At 61.9% G+C, this 19,406-nt stretch carries 16 protein-coding genes; 9 read left to right on the forward strand and 7 right to left on the reverse strand.

Annotated features, from left to right (window positions below; translation table 11 throughout):
• The first annotated feature begins 52 nt into the window (after positions 1 to 52).
• Together OJJ21_RS14915 and queC are read left to right on the forward strand one after the other, a co-directional pair.
• On the forward strand, positions 53 to 2,644 hold the full coding sequence (locus tag OJJ21_RS14915; protein WP_297687377.1) for a TRAP transporter permease: 2,592 nt from the start codon (positions 53 to 55) through the stop codon (positions 2,642 to 2,644).
• Positions 2,641 to 3,378, forward strand: coding sequence for a 7-cyano-7-deazaguanine synthase QueC (gene queC, locus OJJ21_RS14920; protein WP_297687378.1), 738 nt, complete (start codon positions 2,641 to 2,643; stop codon positions 3,376 to 3,378). The genes OJJ21_RS14915 and queC overlap by 4 nt, the downstream gene beginning before the upstream one ends.
• A gap of 16 nt (positions 3,379 to 3,394) precedes the next feature.
• On the opposite strand, the gene OJJ21_RS14925 is transcribed toward queC, so the two are convergent.
• From OJJ21_RS14925 to OJJ21_RS14935, 3 genes are all read right to left on the reverse strand, one after another.
• Positions 3,395 to 3,952 carry a VUT family protein gene (locus OJJ21_RS14925; protein WP_297687379.1) on the reverse strand — a complete coding sequence of 186 codons (558 nt, stop codon included), beginning with the start codon at positions 3,950 to 3,952 and terminating at the stop codon, positions 3,395 to 3,397.
• A gap of 85 nt (positions 3,953 to 4,037) precedes the next feature.
• Positions 4,038 to 5,585 (reverse strand): gamma-glutamyltransferase, encoded by a 1,548-nt coding sequence (locus OJJ21_RS14930; protein WP_297687380.1) that lies wholly within the window; start codon positions 5,583 to 5,585, stop codon positions 4,038 to 4,040.
• A 25-nt stretch (positions 5,586 to 5,610) separates the two neighbouring features.
• Positions 5,611 to 7,077 carry a M81 family metallopeptidase gene (locus OJJ21_RS14935; RefSeq protein WP_297687381.1) on the reverse strand — a complete coding sequence of 489 codons (1,467 nt, stop codon included), beginning with the start codon at positions 7,075 to 7,077 and terminating at the stop codon, positions 5,611 to 5,613.
• A gap of 224 nt (positions 7,078 to 7,301) precedes the next feature.
• Here OJJ21_RS14935 and OJJ21_RS14940 point away from each other — a divergent pair, with 224 nt between their 5' ends.
• The 7 genes from OJJ21_RS14940 to OJJ21_RS14970 are packed head-to-tail and all read left to right on the forward strand — an operon-like array spanning position 7,302 to position 16,023.
• Positions 7,302 to 8,906, forward strand: a complete 1,605-nt coding sequence (locus OJJ21_RS14940) for an ABC transporter substrate-binding protein (RefSeq protein WP_297687382.1) — start codon at positions 7,302 to 7,304, stop codon at positions 8,904 to 8,906.
• Between the two features lie 39 nt (positions 8,907 to 8,945).
• Entirely contained in the window at positions 8,946 to 9,887 is a 942-nt protein-coding gene (locus tag OJJ21_RS14945; protein ID WP_297687383.1) for an ABC transporter permease, read from the forward strand.
• Between the two features lie 2 nt (positions 9,888 to 9,889).
• Complete coding sequence (locus OJJ21_RS14950; RefSeq protein ID WP_297687384.1) at positions 9,890 to 10,732, forward strand: ABC transporter permease; 843 nt, start codon at positions 9,890 to 9,892, stop codon at positions 10,730 to 10,732.
• 3 nt (positions 10,733 to 10,735) lie between these two features.
• Positions 10,736 to 12,361, forward strand: coding sequence for an ABC transporter ATP-binding protein (locus tag OJJ21_RS14955; protein WP_297687385.1), 1,626 nt, complete (start codon positions 10,736 to 10,738; stop codon positions 12,359 to 12,361).
• Positions 12,362 to 12,395: 34 nt separating this feature from the next.
• Positions 12,396 to 13,685 (forward strand): ArgE/DapE family deacylase, encoded by a 1,290-nt coding sequence (locus OJJ21_RS14960; protein WP_297687386.1) that lies wholly within the window; start codon positions 12,396 to 12,398, stop codon positions 13,683 to 13,685.
• Positions 13,686 to 13,712: 27 nt separating this feature from the next.
• Positions 13,713 to 15,110 (forward strand): amidase, encoded by a 1,398-nt coding sequence (locus OJJ21_RS14965; RefSeq protein ID WP_297687387.1) that lies wholly within the window; start codon positions 13,713 to 13,715, stop codon positions 15,108 to 15,110.
• 40 nt (positions 15,111 to 15,150) lie between these two features.
• Entirely contained in the window at positions 15,151 to 16,023 is an 873-nt protein-coding gene (locus tag OJJ21_RS14970) for an NAD(P)-dependent oxidoreductase (protein ID WP_297687388.1), read from the forward strand.
• On the opposite strand, the gene OJJ21_RS14975 is transcribed toward OJJ21_RS14970, so the two are convergent.
• Genes OJJ21_RS14975 through rfbG form a run of 4 tightly spaced genes read right to left on the reverse strand, consistent with a single transcriptional unit; the run spans position 16,020 to position 19,403 of the window.
• A complete protein-coding gene (locus OJJ21_RS14975; protein WP_297687389.1) occupies positions 16,020 to 16,595 on the reverse strand; it encodes a CatB-related O-acetyltransferase in 576 nt (191 codons plus the stop codon). The two genes, OJJ21_RS14970 and OJJ21_RS14975, sit on opposite strands and share 4 nt — an antisense overlap.
• A 2-nt stretch (positions 16,596 to 16,597) precedes the next feature.
• Complete coding sequence (locus OJJ21_RS14980; protein ID WP_297687390.1) at positions 16,598 to 17,131, reverse strand: dTDP-4-dehydrorhamnose 3,5-epimerase family protein; 534 nt, start codon at positions 17,129 to 17,131, stop codon at positions 16,598 to 16,600.
• Complete coding sequence (locus OJJ21_RS14985) at positions 17,131 to 18,354, reverse strand: class I SAM-dependent methyltransferase (protein WP_297687391.1); 1,224 nt, start codon at positions 18,352 to 18,354, stop codon at positions 17,131 to 17,133. The genes OJJ21_RS14980 and OJJ21_RS14985 overlap by 1 nt, the downstream gene beginning before the upstream one ends.
• On the reverse strand, positions 18,351 to 19,403 hold the full coding sequence (gene rfbG / locus OJJ21_RS14990) for a CDP-glucose 4,6-dehydratase (protein ID WP_297687392.1): 1,053 nt from the start codon (positions 19,401 to 19,403) through the stop codon (positions 18,351 to 18,353). The genes OJJ21_RS14985 and rfbG overlap by 4 nt, the downstream gene beginning before the upstream one ends.
• Positions 19,404 to 19,406: the final 3 nt, after the last annotated feature.

The raw sequence follows: 19,406 nt of genomic DNA on the forward strand, positions 1-19,406 counted from the left end.
GGGCCGGCTTTTTTTTAAGTAGAAGACCGCACTGAATTTTCCGGGGATTGCCATGACCGCCAGCACAACCAACCGGCCCGCCACCGAGCAGGAGCTGCAGGAGCTTGTGAAGGAAGCCGATCTCGGCGGCCGGAATCCACAAGGCGGCGTTGCCCGCATTATCCTGGCGGTTGCCGTCGCCTGGTCGGTATTCCAGGTCTGGTATGCCTCGCCGCTGCCCTTTCTGCTGGGCGCCTTCATCCTCAACGACACCGAAGCCCGCGCCATCCACCTCGGCTTCTCGGTCTTCCTGGCTTTCACCTGTTATCCCGCCTTCAAGCGCTCGCCGCGCAGCTACATTCCCCTCTTCGACTGGATCTTTGCCCTGGCCGGCGCCTTCGCCGCCGCCTACCTGTTCCTGTTCTACCGTGACCTGGCGCTACGGCCTGGCCAGCCCACCTGGTACGATCTCGTCGCCTCGGGCGTAGGCCTTCTGCTGCTGCTGGAAGCCACCCGCCGCTCGCTCGGCCCACCGATGGTGATCGTCGCTGCGGTCTTCATCACCTTTACCTTCGCCGGCCCCTGGATGCCGGATGTGATCCAGCATAAAGGCGCATCGCTCACCAAATTCCTGCAGCATCAGTGGCTGACCACCGAAGGTGTATTCGGTGTCGCGCTCGGCGTTTCCACCGGTTTCGTCTTCCTGTTCGTGCTGTTCGGATCGCTGCTGGAAAAGGCCGGCGGCGGCAACTGGATGATGCAGATTTCCGTTGCCCTGCTGGGCCACCTGCGTGGCGGCCCGGCCAAGGTCGCGGTGGTTTCATCGGCACTGAACGGCGTGGTCTCCGGCTCGTCGGTATCCAACGTGGTATCCGGCGGCATCTTCACCATCCCGATGATGAAGCGCACCGGACTGTCCGGGGTGAAGGCCGGCGCCATCGAAACGGCGTCTTCAGTCAACGGCCAGATCATGCCGCCGGTGATGGGGGCCGCCGCCTTCCTGATGACGGAATATGTCGGCCTGCCCTATTCCGATATCGTCAAGCACGCCTTCCTGCCCGCCGTAATCTCTTATATCGCGCTGTTTTATATCGTCGATCTGGAAGCGCAGAAGATCAACGCCAAGCCGCTGGAACGTGCGGTGAACCGGCCGCGCGGTGAATTCTGGCTGCGTCAGATGCTTGGCTGGAGCGGCACCGTCGCCTTCATCTGCGCATTGTATTACGCCATTCTCGGCATTCAGGCGCTGTTCGGCGCTGCCGCACCGTGGCTGCTCGGCATCGGCGGCATCGGTTTGTATCTTGTATCGCTGTGGTATGCCGCCAGGTTCCCCGACCTGGAACTCGACGACGCCAGCAATCCGAACATCAAGATTCCTGAAGCCTGGACCGTGGCCCGCACCGGCCTGCATTTCACTCTGCCGATCATTGTGCTGCTGTGGTGCCTGATGGTTGAGGAATTGTCGCCGGGCCTGTCGGCCTTCTGGGCCACCGCATCGGTGATGGCCATTGTGGTGACGCAGCGTCCGATCATTACGGTCTTCCGCAGCAGCCACGAGATCGCCACAGCCCTGAAGCAGGGCCTGGTCGACCTGGTCGACGGCTTCAATCTCGGTGCCCGAAACATGATCGGCATCGGCATCGCCACGGCAACAGCAGGCATCATTGTCGGCACCGTGACGCTGACCGGCATGGGCCTGATGATGACCGACTTCGTCGAGTTCCTGTCGGGTGGCAATGTCATGATCATGCTGTTCCTGACGGCCTTCATCTGCCTGATCCTCGGCATGGGTATTCCGACCACGGCGAATTACATCCTGGTTGCCACCCTGATGGCGCCGGTGATCGTCGAGCTCGGCGCCCAGGCCGGCCTCGCCATTCCGCTGATCGCCGTCCATATGTTCGTGTTCTATTTCGGCATCATGGCGGACGTGACACCGCCGGTGGGGCTCGCCTCGTTTGCGGCCGCCGCGATCTCAGGCGAAGACCCGATCAAGACAGGCTTGCAGGGCACCATCTATTCGATGCGCACCGCAGTACTGCCCTTCGTGTTCATCTTCAATCCGCAGCTGCTGCTGATCGATATCGACCATGGTGCCGAAGCCGCGCTGGTGGTGGTCGTTTCGACCGTCGCCATCCTGCTGTTTTCCGCCGGGACCATGGGTTGGTTCCTGATCCGCAGCAAATTGTGGGAATCCGTCGCATTGTTGCTGATCTGCTTCGCCATGTTCCGGCCCGGCTTCTTCATGGACAAGCTCTATGAGCCCTACACGCAGGCGCCGGCCAAACAGATCTACGAGCTCGCCGGCCGTCAGGCGGCAGACAGTCGCATCCTGCTGGTGGTGGCCGGCACCACGCTGGAAGGGGAGGATGTCACCAAAACCATCAGCCTGCCGCTGGCCGCCCCGGGTGACGGCCGCAAGCGGCTGGCCGATGCCGGTCTCACTCTGGTGCCGATGGCCGACCGCCTGCAGGTTGGTGCCATCAAATTCGGCTCGGCCGCCAAGCGCGTCGGCCTGGAAAGCGGTTTCACCATCGAGCATGTGCTGCTGCCGGCTGATCGCCCCAGCAAGCACCTGATCTACATCCCGGCCTTCGTCCTGCTCGCTACGGTCACGCTGCTGCAACTGCGGCGACGCAAGACTGGCCGGCTGGCCACCGCATGAGCAAGACCGTCGTTCTTTGCTCCGGCGGGATTGATTCCGTCACGCTGGCCTACAAGGTGGCGGCCGAGCGCAGGCTCGATCGCCTGATTTCCTTCGACTACGGGCAGCGGCACCGGCGTGAAATCGAGCATGCGGCACGGATCGCCCGCGAACTTGGCGCCCGCCACGATGTGGTGGATATCACGGCACTTGGCCGCTTCCTGACCTCAAGCTCGCTGATCAGTGGCGGAGATGCGGTGCCCGATGGGCATTACGCACAGGACAACATGAAGTCCACCGTGGTGCCGAACCGCAATGCCATCATGCTCAGTATCGCTTTCGGCATTGCCGCCGGCGCCCAGGCCGACGCAGTGGGGATTGCCGTCCATAGCGGCGACCATTTCATCTATCCCGACTGCCGCCCCGCCTTCGTCGAGGCTTTCCGCATCATGCAGGCCTGCGCACTGGAAGATATGTGGGAGATCGAGCTGTATGCGCCTTTCACTGGTACCGACAAGGCCGGCATCGTGGCCGAGGGCGTACGGCTCTGCGTGCCCTACCATCTCACCTGGAGCTGCTACAAGGGCGGCGAGCAGCATTGCGGGCGCTGCGGCACCTGTGTGGAACGGCGTGAGGCATTCCACCTCGCCGGCGTGTCCGACCCAACGCAATACGAGGATACCGAATACTGGCTGCAGGCCATCGCCGAGATGAAAGCCGAAAAGGCAAACAGCAAAGAAAAAGGCGGCTCGTAAAGGCCGCCTTTTTTTGTTATGCCGCGGCGATGCCGAGCCGCTGGTCGCGATCGCGCAAGAGCCGGATCACCGGAATGCTGAGCAGCACCATCCAGGCTTTGCCGATGATCTGGCCAGCCAGATAGTCGAGGCTGCCGAAAGCCAGATAGAGGAAGACGACGGAGTCAACGCAAAGGCCGGCCAGGCTGGACAACACCACGGCGCGGATCAGGCCGCGCTTTTGCAGCGGCGTATAGACTGCGAAATCCGCCAGTTCCGACAGCAGGAAGGCGACTGCGGACGCGAGTACCAGCGCCGGCGGCGCCACCAGCCCCGACAGCGCTGCGCCGACCAGAATGGCGCCCAGCGTCCAGCTCTTGCCGAGGCGACGCTGCACCAGATCGCGCAGCACCAGTGCCAGGCCGATCATCAGCACGCCGCTCGGGGCTGTGATCCCGAACGGGGCGACCGGAATCAGGCACGGCCCCTGCGGCACACAGACGGTACCGACATTGCCGATCAGCCAATTGGCGGCGGGCACGCAGGCAATAAAACCGGCGAGATAGATAAAACCTTCGAAACGCTGGCGGTCCATGCGAAAGCTCCTTCGGCGCCGGGATATACGGCGCCGCCGGGTTTCAGGCAACCCCGCAAGTATTAATTCCGGAATTCCGGGATAATCAGGCTGCTGAAACGCTCGCCCAAGGCTGCGCGATCTCGACCATGCCGCTGCAAAGGCCGTCAGAACCGAACATCACGGCGCTGGGGCAGGCATAATGCAATGGCAGCGGATCGCGCCGCTTGGGCAGCGCGCCGGGGAAGCGGGCCCTGATCGCCTCCTGTATGGCCGGGTCATGCTGCGGATCGAACCAGGGCTGCCCCAGCACGCTGGCATCGATACGCGGCTGGTGGAAGGCGGCCTCCAGCGGCAGCTTGTAGTCGATCAGGAAGGACAGTATCTGCATTACCGCCGGCATGATGCGGCGGCCGCCTGAGGCGCCGGCGGCCAGCCAGGGCCGGTCGCCATCCAGCACCAGGGTCGGCAGCATATTGCTTAAGGGCCGTTTGCCCGCACCGATGGAATTAGGCCGGCCGGGCCGGGTGTCGAACCACATGATGCCGTTGTTCATGGTGATGCCGCTGCCCGGCAGCATCGTGCAGCTGCCGAAGGCGGCGAGCAGCGTCTGGGTTACCGCCACCATATTGCCATCGCCATCGACCACGCAGAAATGACTGGTGCAGCTCTTGCCATTGTCGGCATCGCCCATGCCGGCCAGACGTTTTTCATAAGCCTCCGTCAGGCCTTCGATATAGGCGATATAGCTCTGCGCACCCAAGCCTGTGCGATCCAGTTTCGGGCCGGCGACTTCAAAGGCATCGCGCAAAGACGGTCCGGCGGTAAGATTGGGTGGCAGCAGCAGCGTCTTGCCGCCGTAGTCATAACGCAATGGTTCGGTCAGGCGGGCGCGATAGCCGCTGAGGTCAACGGCATCGATTTTCGAGCCGCCTTCGGCCAGATCGCCGGCGATGCCCTTTGCCAGTTCACCTTCGTAGAAATCGCGGGCACCTGCCTTGGCCAGGCGCTGCAGCGTCGCCAACAGCGCATCGTTCTTAAGATAGACACTGGCTTCAGCCACCGGTGGAAAGCCATCGGCCAGGAAAACCGCCTTTGCCGCTGGCGACTTCGCCAGATGCCGCGCCGCATTGGTCACCTGCAGGCTGAGGAACCAGTCGGTTTCCATACCACGCTGCGCCAGCGCGATGGCCGGCGCCAGGCTGGCGGCCCAACTGCGGGTGCCAAAGGTTTCCAGCGCCAACCGCATGCCATCCACGAGGCCCGGCACGGCCATGGAGGGATAGCCGAAGATGTTGCGATCCTCCAAGACGGTTGGCCAGCCGAACATACTGTCGTCCTGGCCACCCAGCAGCGGATAGTCGGCCGGATCGAGCTTGGCCGCGCTGATCGCGCTGAAGTCTATTACATGGGCTTTTTTCTTTTTTGCATCCCAGACCTGCATGTAACCGATACCGCCGATGCCGCTCATCCACGGCTCCAGCACACCCAGCGCAAAAGAGGTGGCAACGGCCGCATCGATAGCGTTGCCGCCATCACGCAGCACGGCAGCACCGACATCGGCGGCCGCCTGGTTCTGTGCCGCCACAACGCCGCGGCGGCTGCTGGCAGCGGATTTACGGAATTGCAGCGTACGATTCAGATTCGAGGACATGGAGAGACTCTTTTTGCTGGCGGTGTTATTCGGCGGCGAACGGATCGGCGACGCGCGGCCAATACGGTCCACGCACCTTCTGGAACGGGATATCGGCAAAATCCGAGCGCATCGCACCCGGTGCCTGCACATGCAGAATCTCGCCCGCAATCGGCGCGAAGCCGGCATGGAAGTGCTGCGTCGACTTGACCACGATGATCGCTTTGCCGGCAACATCGATGCCGAACTGGCCGAAGGCATCCGGATGGAAGGTCTGCGTGCGAGTCGAGATCAGCACCAGGTCGCGATCCCCCTCCATCTGCAGCCAGACGGCATCTCCGATCGGTACCGCCCCGCTCAAGGCCGGCTGCATGCCATCCTTGATGATCCGCTTCACCGTCACCTTCAGGTCGAGCGGATCGCCCGAACTCGGCCCGCATTTGCCACCGACACGGAGATCAAAGACGGCACCTTCGCCGGCATCGCAGCAGAAGCGTACCGCCATCGGATCCCAGTATAGGCCGCTCACCACATTTCCGATGCCCCGTTCGATGATGCGGCGCAGAATGAATGTGGCATCGCCGGGCGCGCCGCCACCAGGATTGTCGGTGACATCGGCCAGCACCACCGGGCGCTTCGCCGTTTCCGCCGAGGCACGGTCAAGAGCGGCATCGATGCTCAGATTTTCCGTCGCCGTCTGCTCGCGCAGGCTCCATATCTTGCGGCCGAACTTTTCCGCCACCGCAGCTGCCCTGGCGCCATCGCCATCCGCGATCACGATCATCTTGGCGGTAGCATCAGGCACATCCTGCATCGGGAAACCATGTGCAAACGAGACCGAAAGAATGCCATCCCTGCCTTCCTGGGCCTGCATTTCGCGCACAAAGGAGGTCATCGGCTCGACCGGTGTGCGCCAGAGGTTGATCATGCGGGTATCGAACACGGCCATCACCGGCTTCGCCACGCCCTGATGTTTGGCCAGCAGGATATTGTAAAGCTCCTGCGCCCGTTCCTTGCTGTCGGTATGTGGATATTCCTTGAAGGTGATCAGCGCATCGGCACTGGTCAGCATTTTTTCAGTAATGGAACAATGCAGATCGAGTTCGGCGCCGACCGCGGCCTTTGGTCCAACAATGGTTCGGATCTTTTCCAGCAGGTCGCCTTCGCAGTCATCATAGCCATCGGCCACCATGGCACCGTGCAGGCTGAGCAGCACAATATCCACCGGCATTGCGGCCTTGAGATCAACCAGAATCTCGTCGCGAAAGCCTTCATAGACCTTGCGAACCGTCACGCCGGCCGGCTGGGCAAAAGCCGAGAGGCTTTCACTGACAGTGGCCTGCTGCGCCTCGGCCGCACGCCGCCAGACATGCAACGGAGCCGAGAAAAGGTTCTCGGGCCGTTTGGTTGCATCGCCCCGATACAGCATCCATTCCCGGAAGCCGGCTTCAGCCGTTGGCAGCGGCGAAAAGGTGTTGGTCTCTGTGCCCAGGCAGGCAATGAAAACATTCATCGGACGATCCCTCCACCCATACGATAAAGCCCGGAACAGTCACGAGTCTTCGACATGGACCAATGTCTCCTGGTTATACGATGGACGCCATGGCAACGGGCATGCTGCACAGCGAAAGGGCATTGCCGCAACTGCCTGACAGAAAGGCAAACTCCTTCTTGACCGAAGCCTACATACCATGATCAGCTTTCATTAGCGGTCAAACAATGACAAGGGGGAGTGCTATGCGTACGCGTCGATTCCATATGCTCGTTTCAGCCATCGGTCTGAGCATCGGCCTGGGCCTGCTGGCGGGCGCCGCCACGGAGGCCGTCGCGCAGGACAACAAGAAGGTGCTGCGCTTCATCCCGCATGCCGGCCTGCGCATTACCGATCCGATCCTGACCACCGCCTTTATGTCGCGCAATCATGGCTACATGATTTACGACACGCTCTTTGCGGTCGACGACAAGATGCAGGTCAAGCCGCAGATGGTCGACAAGTACGAGATCAGCGGCGACAAGCTCACCTATACCTTCACCCTGCGCCCCGGCCTGAAGTTCCACGACGGCGCTCCGGTCACCTCGGCCGACGTGGTCGCCTCGCTGACCCGCTGGTCGAAAAACGACACGATGGGCCAGAAGCTGTTTACCTATACCAAGGAGCTGAAGGCGGTGAACGACACCACCTTCCAGCTGGTTCTGAAAGAGCCCTACGGCTTGGTGCTCGATTCGCTGGGCAAGCCCAGCTCGAACGTGCCCTTCATCATGCCCAAGCGCATGGCCGATACTCCGGCGAGTCAGAACGTGCCGGAAGAGATCGGCTCGGGTCCTTATCGTTTCATCAAGGCCGAGTTCCAGCCCGGTGTGAAGGTGGTTTACGAGAAGAACCCCGACTACAAGCCGCGCAGCGAGCCGGCCAGTTTCACCAGCGGCGGCAAGGTCGTGAAGGTCGACCGCGTCGAATGGACGACCATCGCCGATCCGCAGACCGCCATGAACGCCCTGATTAAGGGTGAGGTCGATATCTGGGAACAGCCAGCCTTCGACCTGCTGCCGGAACTGAAGAAGCAGAAGGACATCGAAATCCGCAACCTGCAGCCGCTCGGCATGAACTACATGCTGCGCATGAACTGGCTGCAGCCGCCGCTGGATAACGTCAAGGTGCGCCAGGCCATCCTGCATGCCGTGCAGCAGGAGGATTATCTGGCCGCCCAGGTCGGCGATCCGGAATATTACAAGGTCTGCGGCGCGATCTTCGGCTGCTCGACTCCGCTGGCCACCACTGCCGGCGCTGTCGGCACCAAAAAGGCCGATGTCGCCAAGGCCAAGAAGATGCTCGCGGAAAGCGGCTACAAGGGCGAGAAGATCGTCATCATGGCGCCGACCGACCTGAACAGCATCAACCAGCTGCCGCTGGTTTCGGCCCCCCTGCTGCGCGCCATCGGCATGAATATCGAAGTGCAGTCGATGGACTGGCAGACGCTGGTCGGCCGCCGCGCCAAAATGGATCCGATCGACCAGGGCGGCTGGCATATCTTCCACACCGCCTGGGGCACTGCCGACATGATGAACCCCATCGCCAATGCCGGCACCAAAGGTCTGGGCAAGCAGGGCGGCTTCTTCGGCTGGACCGAAGACGCCGAAATGGAAAAGCTGCGCGATTCCTATGCCCGCGAACCCGATCCGGCCAAGCAGAAGGCCATCGCGGAAGCCGTGCAGAAGCGCCTTTATGAAATGGTGCACTACATCCCGCTCGGCGAATACTTCCAGCCGTCTGCCGTGCGCAAGAACATCAAGGGGATGTTGCCGAGCCCGGCCTACGTACTCTGGAACATCGAAAAGCAGTAGAGTGATTTCGCTGGCATGATTGTTGCGTATTAGTTTTCCATGCTGCGTCTCATTCTTTCACGTCTGGTGGCCGCCATCCCCGTCATGGGGGTGGTGGCCATTTTCGTTTTCCTGCTGCTGCGCCTGAGCCCGGGCGACCCGGCCGCGATCCTGGCCGGCGACACGGCAACACCCGAAGCCATCGCCGCCATTCGCGCCGATCTGGGCCTGGATCGCCCGATTCCGGAACAGTTCATCACCTGGATCGGTCAGCTTGCGCAGGGCGATCTCGGCAAGTCTGTGCTGTCCAAACAGCCAGTTGCCACGATGATCGGCCAGCGCGTCGAACCCACCATGTCGCTGGCGCTGACCACACTGATCTTCGCTATCGCCGTCGCCGTTCCGATGGGCATTCTGGCTGCCTGGAAACAGGGCAGCTGGTTCGATCGCGGCATCATGGCCCTGTCGGTGGCCGGGTTCTCGATCCCGGTCTTCGTGCTCGGCTACATCATGGTGTTCTTCTTCTCGATGAAGCTCGATCTGTTCCCGGCCCAAGGTTTTGCCCCGCTGCGCGATGGCCTGCCGGCCTTCCTGGAACGCATTGCCCTGCCCACGGTGACACTCAGCTTCATCTACATCGCTCTGTTTGCCCGCATCACCCGCACTGCGATGCTGGAGGTGCTGAACGAGGATTATATCCGCACCGCCCATGCCAAAGGCCTGAAGGAGCATGTGGTGCTGGTGCGCCACGCCCTGCGCAATGCCGCCATCCCGATCGTTTCGGTAATCGGCATCGGCTTTGCCCTGCTGATCGGCGGCGTGGTGATCACCGAAACCGTGTTCAACATCCCCGGCATCGGCCGCCTGGTGGTCGATGCCGTCCTTGGTCGCGACTATCCGATCATCCAGGGCGTGATCCTGGTTTTCTCCGGTGTCTACGTACTGATCAACCTGGCGATCGACGTCGCCTATGTGCTGCTCGACCCCAGGATTCGTTACTGACCATGCAGCAAATTTTCCGTCATGCGGCCTTCCGCAACCCGTCCGTATTGATTGGCGGCGGCATCCTTCTGCTGCTGCTGGTCGTGGCCCTGCTGGCGCCGCTGCTCACCGGACATGACCCCGGCAGCATCGCGCCGCGGTTCCGCCTGCGCGGCCCCTCGGACGAGTTCCTGATGGGCACCGACATGCTGGGCCGCGATGTCTGGACCCGCGTGGTACATGGGGCGAGGATTTCGCTGCTGGTCAGCACCGTGGTGGCGACCATCGCCATCTCGATCGGTCTGGTCATTGGCCTGACTGCGGGCTACATCCGCTGGCTCGACGGCCCCATGATGCGCGCCATGGATGGCGTGATGGCCATCCCGGGCATCCTGCTGGCTATCGCGCTGGTGTCGCTGTCGGGCGCCTCGCTGATCACCGTGATCGTCGCCATCGTGATTCCGGAAATTCCGCGCGTTGCCCGTCTGGTACGCGGCGTGGTGCTGTCGATCCGCGAAGAACCCTATGTCGAAGCCGCCGTCGGCCTTGGCACACCGACCGTGAAAATCCTGATCCAGCATATCCTGCCCAACACCATCGCGCCGCTGATCGTGCAGGGCACCTATATCTGCGCCTCCGCCATCCTGGTCGAAGCCATCCTGAGCTTCCTGGGTGCCGGCCTGCCACCGGAAATTCCGACCTGGGGCAACATCATTGCCGAGGGGCGCGGCGTATTTCAGCGCGCACCCTGGATCATTCTCTTCCCAGGCGGCTTCCTGGCCGTCACCATCCTGGCGGTCAACATCCTCGGCGACGGCCTGCGCGATACGCTGGACCCGCGCATGAAAAAGCGGCTGGGAGCATAACCGATGACCGAGACCATGCCGGCGCCGGTTCTCAGCGTCACAAACATGTCGGTCGCGCTGCCCAGGGGCGGCGACCGCAGCCTAGCCGTTCAGAATGTCAGCTTCGAGGTCATGCCGGGCGAAATCGTTTGCCTGGTGGGTGAGTCGGGCTCCGGCAAGTCGGTCACCGCCAGCACAGTGATGGGGCTGGGCAGCCTGCCCGTGGTCAGTGGCGACATCCGGCTGGAAGGCGAAGACCTGCGCAAGGCTTCGAAGGCGCGGCTGCGCGATTTGCGTGGCAGCCGCATGTCGATGATCTTCCAGGAGCCGATGACGGCGCTCAACCCGGTGCACCGGGTTGGCGACCAGGTCGTCGAACTCCTGAAGGCGCACCACTGGAAAGGACGCGGCGTCAGCGCCGAAGAACGCGTGCAGCAGCTGTTTGCCGACGTGCATCTACCCGATCCAGAGCGCCTGATGAATGCCTATCCGCACCAGCTGTCCGGCGGTCAGCGCCAGCGCGTGATGATTGCTATGGCGCTGGCGCTTGAGCCGGCCCTGCTGATCGCCGACGAGCCGACCACGGCGCTCGACGTGACCACACAAGCGCAGATTCTCCTGTTGCTGCGCGAACTGCAGCAGAAGCGCGGCACCGGCGTTCTGTTCATCACGCACGATTTCGGCGTTGTCGCCGATATTGCCGACCGCGTGGTGGTGATGCGGTATGGCGAAGTGGTCGAAAGCGGTAAGACCGATGACGTGCTGTATCGGCCGCAGCATGACTACACCAAGATGCTCATCAATGCAGTGCCGCGCCTGAAACCGCGCGAGGCCACACCGATCACCGCCGAACCGGTACTGAGTGCGGAAAATCTTAGCAAGCTTTACGTCACCCGCAGCATGTTCAAGGGCACCCGCGAGGTGCGCGCCGTCGACGGGATCGAACTGAAGCTCTACAAAGGCCAGACCCTTGGCATTGTCGGCGAGTCCGGATCGGGCAAATCGACCGCGGCCCGCTGTGTCGCCCGCCTGATCGACCCGACCGGCGGCCAGGTGATCCTGGACAATACCGATATCGCTCATCTGAATGTGCGGCAGCTGCATCCTTTCCGCCGCCGTATCCAGGTGGTGTTCCAGGACCCGTATCGTTCGCTCAATCCGCGCCGTACGGTGGCCCAGTCGATTATCGAAGGTCCGCTGAATTACGGAATCAAGCAAGCCGAGGCGCTGGAGCGCGCCCGCAATCTACTCAAGATCGTCGGCATCGACGTCAATGCGCTCGACCGCTATCCGCATCAGTTCTCCGGCGGCCAGCGCCAACGCCTGGCGATTGCTCGTGCACTGGCCATGGAACCCGAAATCCTGGTGGCCGACGAGGCCGTATCCGCGCTGGATGTCTCGGTGCAGGCTCAGGTGCTCGACCTGCTGGAACATATCCGCGATCAGTTCGGCATCGCCATCCTCTTCATCACTCACGACCTGCGCGTGGCGGCGCGGCTCTGCGACCGCATCGCCGTCATGCAACGCGGTAAGATCGTCGAATTCGCCGAAACGGCGAAGCTCTTTGCCGCACCACAGCACGAATATACTCAACAGCTCTTCGCGGCCCTGCCCGGACGCCACTGGCTTGAGGCCGAACGGGCAAGTTAGGTCGACCATCTAAAATCTGTCAGTGGAGAATGCGATGTCAGCGCTTCTGGATCAGGCCGATGTGACGGACATCAAGCGCGCGGTCGACAGCCTGCGAGACGAAGCCACCGATCTGCTGGCCGATATGGTACGCTGTCCGTCGCTGCTTGGCGCTGAAAAAAGCGCCCAGGACCTGGTCCGCGGCGTTTTCGAGGGCATGAGTCTTGAAGTCGATGAATTCGCCATCGACGAAGCCAAACTGAAAGATCACCCCGGCTACTCACCGTCCATCGTTTCCTATGATGGCAGACACAATATCGTCGGCGTGCACCGGCCGCGCGGAGCGACGCGCGGAAAATCCCTGATCTTCAATGGCCATATCGATGTGGTGCCGGTCGGCGCCGAAGCCCTGTGGACCAAGCCGCCATTCGAGCCATGGATCGATGGCGACAAGCTCTATGGCCGCGGCGCCGGCGATATGAAGGCAGGCATTGTCGCCTATATCATGGCGATGAAGGCATTGAAGACTCTCGGCCTCGAACCTGCCGCAGATGTGATTCTGCAATCGGTGGTCGAGGAAGAATGCACCGGCAACGGAGCCCTGGCCTGCCTGGTGGAAGGCTATCGCGCCGATGCCGCCATCATCCCTGAGCCGTTCAACGGCATCATGCATGCCCAGATGGGCGTGATGTGGCTGGCGCTCGAAGTGGCCGGTAAGCCAGTGCACGCCTCGGTGGCCCACACTGGGGTCGCCGCCATCGATTTTGCCCTCTACATGTTCGGCGAACTGAAGAAACTGGAGCATCAGTGGAATGCGCCAGGCGGCCGCCATGCCGAGTATCATTCTCACGAGCATCCGGTGAACTTCAATCTCGGCAAGATCCAGGGCGGCGAATGGGCCTCGTCTGTGCCGACCGCCTGTCGTGCCGACATCCGGCTGGGATTCTACCCAGGGGTCAGCCCGGCCGACGTGCGCGAAATTGTCGAAAAGCTTTTCGCTGAGGCACATCGGAAACACCCGCAGAACAACAGCATCGAATACAAAGTCATTTACGAGGGCTTCCAGGCCGAAGGTTTCGTGCTTGATCTCAACACGCCCATGGTCACCACCCTAGCCGACTGCCATCGCAGCGTCGCCGGCAGCGACGTTGCCTTCAACGCCTTCACCGGCACCACCGATGCCCGCTTCTTCAATCTCTACGGCAATATTCCGGCCACCTGCTATGGCCCCACAGCCGCCAATATCCACGGCATCGACGAATGGGTGTCGATCGACAGCATGATGGAGGTCGCGAGCGTTCTGGCGACATTCACCGCGCGCTGGTGCGGCGTCAACCGGCTCTAACCACAAAACGTCCGCCACGAGGCTGCCATGACCGACCTGCACAATCTGAGCGCCTATGATCTATGGATGGGCTATCGCACCGGTGCCATCTCGCCGGTGGAGGCGACCAAGGCCGCTCTCAAGCGGATCGAACTCTGGGAACCCAAGATCAACGCCATGTATGTCATCGACGCCCAGGGCGCATTGGCGCAGGCCAAGGCCTCCGAGCAGCGCTGGCGCAAGGGTCAGCAGCTCGGCCCGCTGGACGGCGTGCCGATCACACTGAAAGAAAATATCGCCAGCAAGGGCGTCCCGACCCCGGTGGGCACTGCCGCCACAATCCTCACCCCGAGCGCCGTGGATGCCCCGCCGGCCGCCCGCGTGCGGGAAGCCGGCTGCGTCTTCCTTGGCAAGACAACCATGCCGGATTTCGGCATGCTGGCCTCGGGCGTTTCGAGCCTGCATGGCACGACACGCAATCCATGGAATCTGAAGCGCAATACCGCCGGCTCCTCGTCCGGCGCCGGGGCCGCCATTGCCGCCGGCTATGGTCCGCTGGCGCTGGGCACCGATATCGGTGGCTCCGTGCGCCTGCCTGCGGCCTATAACGGCATCTTCGCGCTGAAGCCCAGCCTGGGCCGCATCCCGATCAATCCGCCCTATCTCGGCCGTGTCACCGGCCCGATGACGCGCACGGTGATGGACAGTGCTCTGCTGATGAACCACCTCACCCTGCCGGACGGCCGGGATTACATGTCGCTGCCGTATCTTGAGCAGGATTATCCCAGGCTTCTGGATGGCGAGGTGAAAGAGCTGAAGATCGGCCTGCTGCTGGATGCCGGTCTCGGCATTCCGGTACAGCCGGCGGTGCAGGATGCGGTCGAACGGGCTGCCAAACTGTTTGAGTCCGCCGGCGCCCGTATCGAACCGGTCAGACCTTTCATGACCCAGGATATGGCCAATGGCCTGAACACCTTCTTCCAGTCGCGCGCCTATACCGATTTCGCCGCCATGTCACCCGAACGCCAGGCCAAGGTTCTGCCCTACATCGCCAAATGGTGCGGCATGGCGGCCGGCTATACCGCTGTGGATGCCATGCGCGCACTCGGTCAGGTCTTCGCGTTGCGCGAGGCCACCGTGGCCGCCACCCTGCCCTACGACTACGTACTGTCGCCGACTTCGCCGATCACAGCCTACGATGCCGAGGAGGCCGCCCCTGGCAACGATCCGCAATATAAGTCAGAACACATCCGTTTTACCGCACCCTTCAATATGTCGGAGCAGCCGGCCGCCTCGATCTGTGCGGGCTATGACGGCGACGGGCTGCCGATCGGCCTGCAGATTGTCGGGCGGCGCTTCGACGATGCCGGCGTGCTGCGCATGGCCCATATTTACGAACAGATGCGCCCGGCGCTGCGGCCCTGGCCTGAGCCCCCGACAAGCTGACCGGCTTCCACTGCCCGGAAAAAAACGCTAAGCATCCAGCATGACTGTCGTGGTGTCAGGCGGTACCGGCTTCGTTGGCCGGCATCTGGTGCAGCGGCTTGCCGAGAGTGGCGAGGCCGTGCATGTGCTCGTGCGCCCTGAATCTCAGGCAGATCATTTGCCGGCAGGCGTTGCCCGGCACCGGATCAATGATCCGCTTGCACTGGGTGACCTGCTGCTGCAGCTGCGCCCAGCCACCTGTTTCCATCTGGCCACCCGCTACAGCCACGAGGCGACCCCGGCCGACATTCCCGCCCTGCTGGCCGTCAATCTCGGCTTCGCCACGATGTTTGCCGACGCGGCAGCCCGCAGCGGCTGCGCCGCTTTCGTCAATGTCGGCACGGCATCGCAGCTGAATGTTCGCGGTGCTTACATGCCGGCTTCGCTGTATGCCGCCACCAAGCACGCTTTCGAAGACCTGCTGGTCTATTTCGATCGCCGCGCCGGCCTGCCCTGCGGCACCGTGCTGCTGTTCGATACCTATGGCTCCAACGACCCGCGCAACAAGCTGCTGATGCAGTTGGTCGCTGCCGCGAAAAGCGGCAGCGAAATTGCCCTCAGCCCCGGCGAGCAGGAAATCGATCTGCTGCATATCGACGATGCCGTAACCGGACTGATAGCAGCGGCGCAGGCGCTCCATAACGGAGCCGCGCATCCGGCGTATTATGTCCTGTCCTCGGGACGACCGCTCACGATCCGCGGGCTGGCCGGCCTGATCGAAGCCAGCAGCGGCCAGAACCTTCATGCCAAATGGGGAGCACGTCCTTATCGGGATGGGGAAGTAATGCAGACCTGGAAAGGTGGTACACCACCGCCGGCCTGGAGACCGCAGCGCCGGCTGGAGGATTTCCTGCGCGATGCGATGAAGGCTTAAGCCTTCACCTTGGCGATGAAATCCTCGATCGGACCGTAGAACGCCGCCTCGAAGCGGCGGATTTTCTCATCCGGCCACTCCCACCAGCGGATGTCCAGCAGGGCGTCAATAATTTCAGGCGCGAAGCGATACTTGATCAGCCGCGCCGGATTGCCGGCAACCATGCCGTAGGCCGGCACGTCGCGAGACACCACAGCCCCGGCGGCAATGATCGCACCATCTCCCACTGTTACGCCGGACAGAATCATGGCGCGCGCACCAATCCAGACATCGCTGCCAATCCACACCGAACCCTTTGTCACCGCATCGGCATTGCCTGCCTCCGGATGCAGCAGCTTGGTGCGAAAGGGATAGGTGGAAACCAGCCCGGTCGGATGATCAGCCCGGCCGAAAATCAGAACATCCGGTCCGATCGAGCAGAAGGCACCCACCGAGATAGGTGCTACAGCATGCGGTTGCACGAAATTCCGCTTCGACAAACCGTAAGTATGGCGGCCGACCGAAACATACGCCGGCCAGGCTTCCATCTTTCGCAGACCAAGCATTTCCCGCAGACGGCGGAATCCGGCCATATTCACGTTCTCCGATAGTCGGGCCAGCCGGCATCGCGGATATTGACGACAATCGGTGCCAGCGGCCAGGCAACCCCGAAGGCCGGATCGTTCCAGCGGACGCCTGCAGCACAATCACTCTGTTCCGCGGCACCGAGTTCGTAAAGCACGTCGGTGTTATCGGCCTGCGTAATGAAGCCATGAGCAAAGCCAGACGGGATAAACAGCGCCATATTATTTTCTGCGGTCAGTTCGATGCCGAACCAGCGGGTATAGGTGGTCGATTCCGGTCGCAGATCGATGGCGACATCGAAGATCGTCCCAGTCAGACAGCGCACCAGCTTTGCCTGCTTTACCGGTGCCTTCTGATAATGCATGCCGCGCAGGGTGCCGCGCCTGGCATTATGGCTGATACCGCCCTGTCGTGGCACGAAGTCGATGCCGGCTGCGGCAAAGGTCGCGGCATCGTAGAGACGATGATAATATCCGCGTTCATCTTGGCTTGGCGTGGTTCCGATCGTGAACAGTCCCTCAAGGCCGGTCGAGGATATCTGCATCAGAACACCTGCAGACGCGGAATCGCGGTAACGAAATGACCGCCCCAGTCCCTTATCTGCGCCTGTTCGGCAGAGATTTCCTCGCGCAGATTCCACGGTAGGATCAGCAGGTAATCCGGTCTGTCCGCGGCAATTGCCTGCGGATCGCGAATCGGGACCTGCGAGCCGGGCAACAGGTGATTCTGCTTATGCGGATTCTTGTCATAGACCACCGCAATATCTAATGCGGTAACACCGCAATAATTCAGCAAGGTATTGCCTTTGGCGGCAGCACCATAGGCGCACACCTTGCGGCCGACCCGTTTGGCTTCGGCAAGGAAAGCCCGCAACTGTTCGCGCACAGCCTGCACCTTCGGGGCAAAATTATCATAGGCCGCGAGCCCCTGCAGGCCAGCCGCCTGCTCTTGAGCACGCACCATCGTCAGTCCCGACGAATCGGCATGCACGGCATCACGGTGGCAAACAAAGAGTCGCAATGAGCCGCCATGGGTCGGCAACTGCTCAACATCGAAAACCCGCAGGTCATGGGCAGTGAAAATCTTCTCCGCCGCCAGTAACGACAGATAGGAATAGTGCTCGTGGTAAATGGTGTCGAACTGCACCTGCTCGATCAGATTGAGCAGGTGCGGGAATTCTACGGTCAGCACGCCCTGCGGTTTCAGAAGAATGGCAAAGCCGGCTACGAATTCATTCAGTTCCGGCACATGGGCCATCACATTGTTGGCGACCATCAGATCGGCAACATAGCCTGCATTACGCAACCGTTGTGCCGTTTCCGTATTGAAGAAAGCCACTTCCGACGGAATGCCTTTCTGCTCCGCCACAGCAGCTACATTGGCAGCTGGCTCGACACCCAGAACTTTGATCTCGGCAGCTTTGAAATGCTGTAGCAGGTATCCGTCATTGCTGGCGACCTCCACCACCTGGGATTCCGGCCCCAGACCGAACCGCTGCTGCATGACCAGCGCATAGCGGCGGGCATGCTCGACCCAACTGGTGGCGTAAGACGAGAAATAGGCATAATCGGAGAAAATCGCCTCAGCCGGAACATCATGATCCACCTGCACCAGCAGGCAGGATTCACAGAGGCGGGCATGCAATGGGTAGCGGGGCTCAGGCACCCCTGCCTTGTTTGCCGCCACATAGGAATTCGCCAGCGGCTGCAGGCCAAGATCAACGAAGCTGCGCGCGAGCGGCGCATGACAGAAGCGGCACTCACTCATAGTCCATCCTCGAAATCGGCAATCTGGCAATCCGTCAGGGCGGCGGCGTCACCACCGGCCAGCCAGTCACGATACCATGTCACGGTGGCATCGAGTGCGGCCTGCGTGGAAAATTGCGGGTGCCATTGAAGGGTTTCGGCGGCCAGTCGGGCATCCAGCGCCAACACGCCCTTTTCACCGATCCCGTCTTGCGCTTCATGACGCCACATCGGCGCACCGAAGGCCCGGGTCAGATCAGTAGCAATGGTTCCAACGGTGATGCGTTGATCCTCCAGCGGGCCAAAATTCAGGCTGGCGGGCAGGTCTGTCTGCTGCGCATGGAGCGCCTCGGCATAAAGCAGATATCCATGCACGGGATCGAGCACATGCTGCCACGGTCGCGTCGCATCGGGCCGACGCAGCACGACACTGCCCTGCCTTTGCGCGGCCCGCACGATATCGGGAATCAACCGGTTCGCCGACCAGTCTCCGCCGCCGATCACATTACCGGCGCGGGCCGTGCCGACCTTGTGGCGGCCGGCGAAAAAGCTTTTCATCCAGCTGTGCACGGCAATCTCGGTCGCCGCCTTCGATGCCGAATAGGGATCGTCGCCGCCCAAAGGCGCGGTTTCAGGGAAGGCGGCGCCGCTTTCGTTATTGGCGTAGACTTTGTCCGTGGTGACGATCACGGCCGTCATCGGCTGCGGATGCCGGCGCATCGCCTCCAGCAGATGGAGTGTGCCAAGAACATTGCTTGTCCATGTACCGAGCGGGTCGCGATAACTTGCCGGCACAAGAGCCTGGGCCGCCAGATGCAACACAAGATCAGGCTTCGATTCCGTCAAAGCGTGGTCGACGGCTCCGGCATCGCGCAGATCGGCCAGCCATTCGCCAGCCAGCGGTGTTTGCAGCAGGGCGTGCAGGCTGGGCCTGGTATCCGGCGGCAGGGCAAAACCATAGACTTCGGCCCCCAGACGCCGCAGCCAGCGGGCCGCCCAGGCGCCTTTGAAGCCCGTATGACCGGTCAGCAGGACACGGCGGTCGCGCCAGAATTCGCGGGTCAGCCCCATACC

This window comes from Ferrovibrio sp. (assembly GCF_025869515.1).
Taxonomy (GTDB): domain Bacteria; phylum Pseudomonadota; class Alphaproteobacteria; order Ferrovibrionales; family Ferrovibrionaceae; genus Ferrovibrio.

Excerpts from the sequence above, each read along its gene's own strand:
- OJJ21_RS14915 (WP_297687377.1), top strand. The coding sequence starts at position 53 with ATGACCGCCAGCACAACCAACCGGCCCGCCACCGAGCAGGAGCTGCAG.
- queC (WP_297687378.1), top strand. The coding sequence starts at position 2,641 with ATGAGCAAGACCGTCGTTCTTTGCTCCGGCGGGATTGATTCCGTCACG.
- OJJ21_RS14925 (WP_297687379.1), bottom strand. The coding sequence starts at position 3,952 with ATGGACCGCCAGCGTTTCGAAGGTTTTATCTATCTCGCCGGTTTTATT.
- OJJ21_RS14930 (WP_297687380.1), bottom strand. The coding sequence starts at position 5,585 with ATGTCCTCGAATCTGAATCGTACGCTGCAATTCCGTAAATCCGCTGCC.
- OJJ21_RS14935 (WP_297687381.1), bottom strand. The coding sequence starts at position 7,077 with ATGAATGTTTTCATTGCCTGCCTGGGCACAGAGACCAACACCTTTTCG.
- OJJ21_RS14940 (WP_297687382.1), top strand. The coding sequence starts at position 7,302 with ATGCGTACGCGTCGATTCCATATGCTCGTTTCAGCCATCGGTCTGAGC.
- OJJ21_RS14945 (WP_297687383.1), top strand. The coding sequence starts at position 8,946 with ATGCTGCGTCTCATTCTTTCACGTCTGGTGGCCGCCATCCCCGTCATG.
- OJJ21_RS14950 (WP_297687384.1), top strand. The coding sequence starts at position 9,890 with ATGCAGCAAATTTTCCGTCATGCGGCCTTCCGCAACCCGTCCGTATTG.
- OJJ21_RS14955 (WP_297687385.1), top strand. The coding sequence starts at position 10,736 with ATGACCGAGACCATGCCGGCGCCGGTTCTCAGCGTCACAAACATGTCG.
- OJJ21_RS14960 (WP_297687386.1), top strand. The coding sequence starts at position 12,396 with ATGTCAGCGCTTCTGGATCAGGCCGATGTGACGGACATCAAGCGCGCG.
- OJJ21_RS14965 (WP_297687387.1), top strand. The coding sequence starts at position 13,713 with ATGACCGACCTGCACAATCTGAGCGCCTATGATCTATGGATGGGCTAT.
- OJJ21_RS14970 (WP_297687388.1), top strand. The coding sequence starts at position 15,151 with ATGACTGTCGTGGTGTCAGGCGGTACCGGCTTCGTTGGCCGGCATCTG.
- OJJ21_RS14975 (WP_297687389.1), bottom strand. The coding sequence starts at position 16,595 with ATGGCCGGATTCCGCCGTCTGCGGGAAATGCTTGGTCTGCGAAAGATG.
- OJJ21_RS14980 (WP_297687390.1), bottom strand. The coding sequence starts at position 17,131 with ATGCAGATATCCTCGACCGGCCTTGAGGGACTGTTCACGATCGGAACC.
- OJJ21_RS14985 (WP_297687391.1), bottom strand. The coding sequence starts at position 18,354 with ATGAGTGAGTGCCGCTTCTGTCATGCGCCGCTCGCGCGCAGCTTCGTT.
- rfbG (WP_297687392.1), bottom strand. The coding sequence starts at position 19,403 with ATGGGGCTGACCCGCGAATTCTGGCGCGACCGCCGTGTCCTGCTGACC.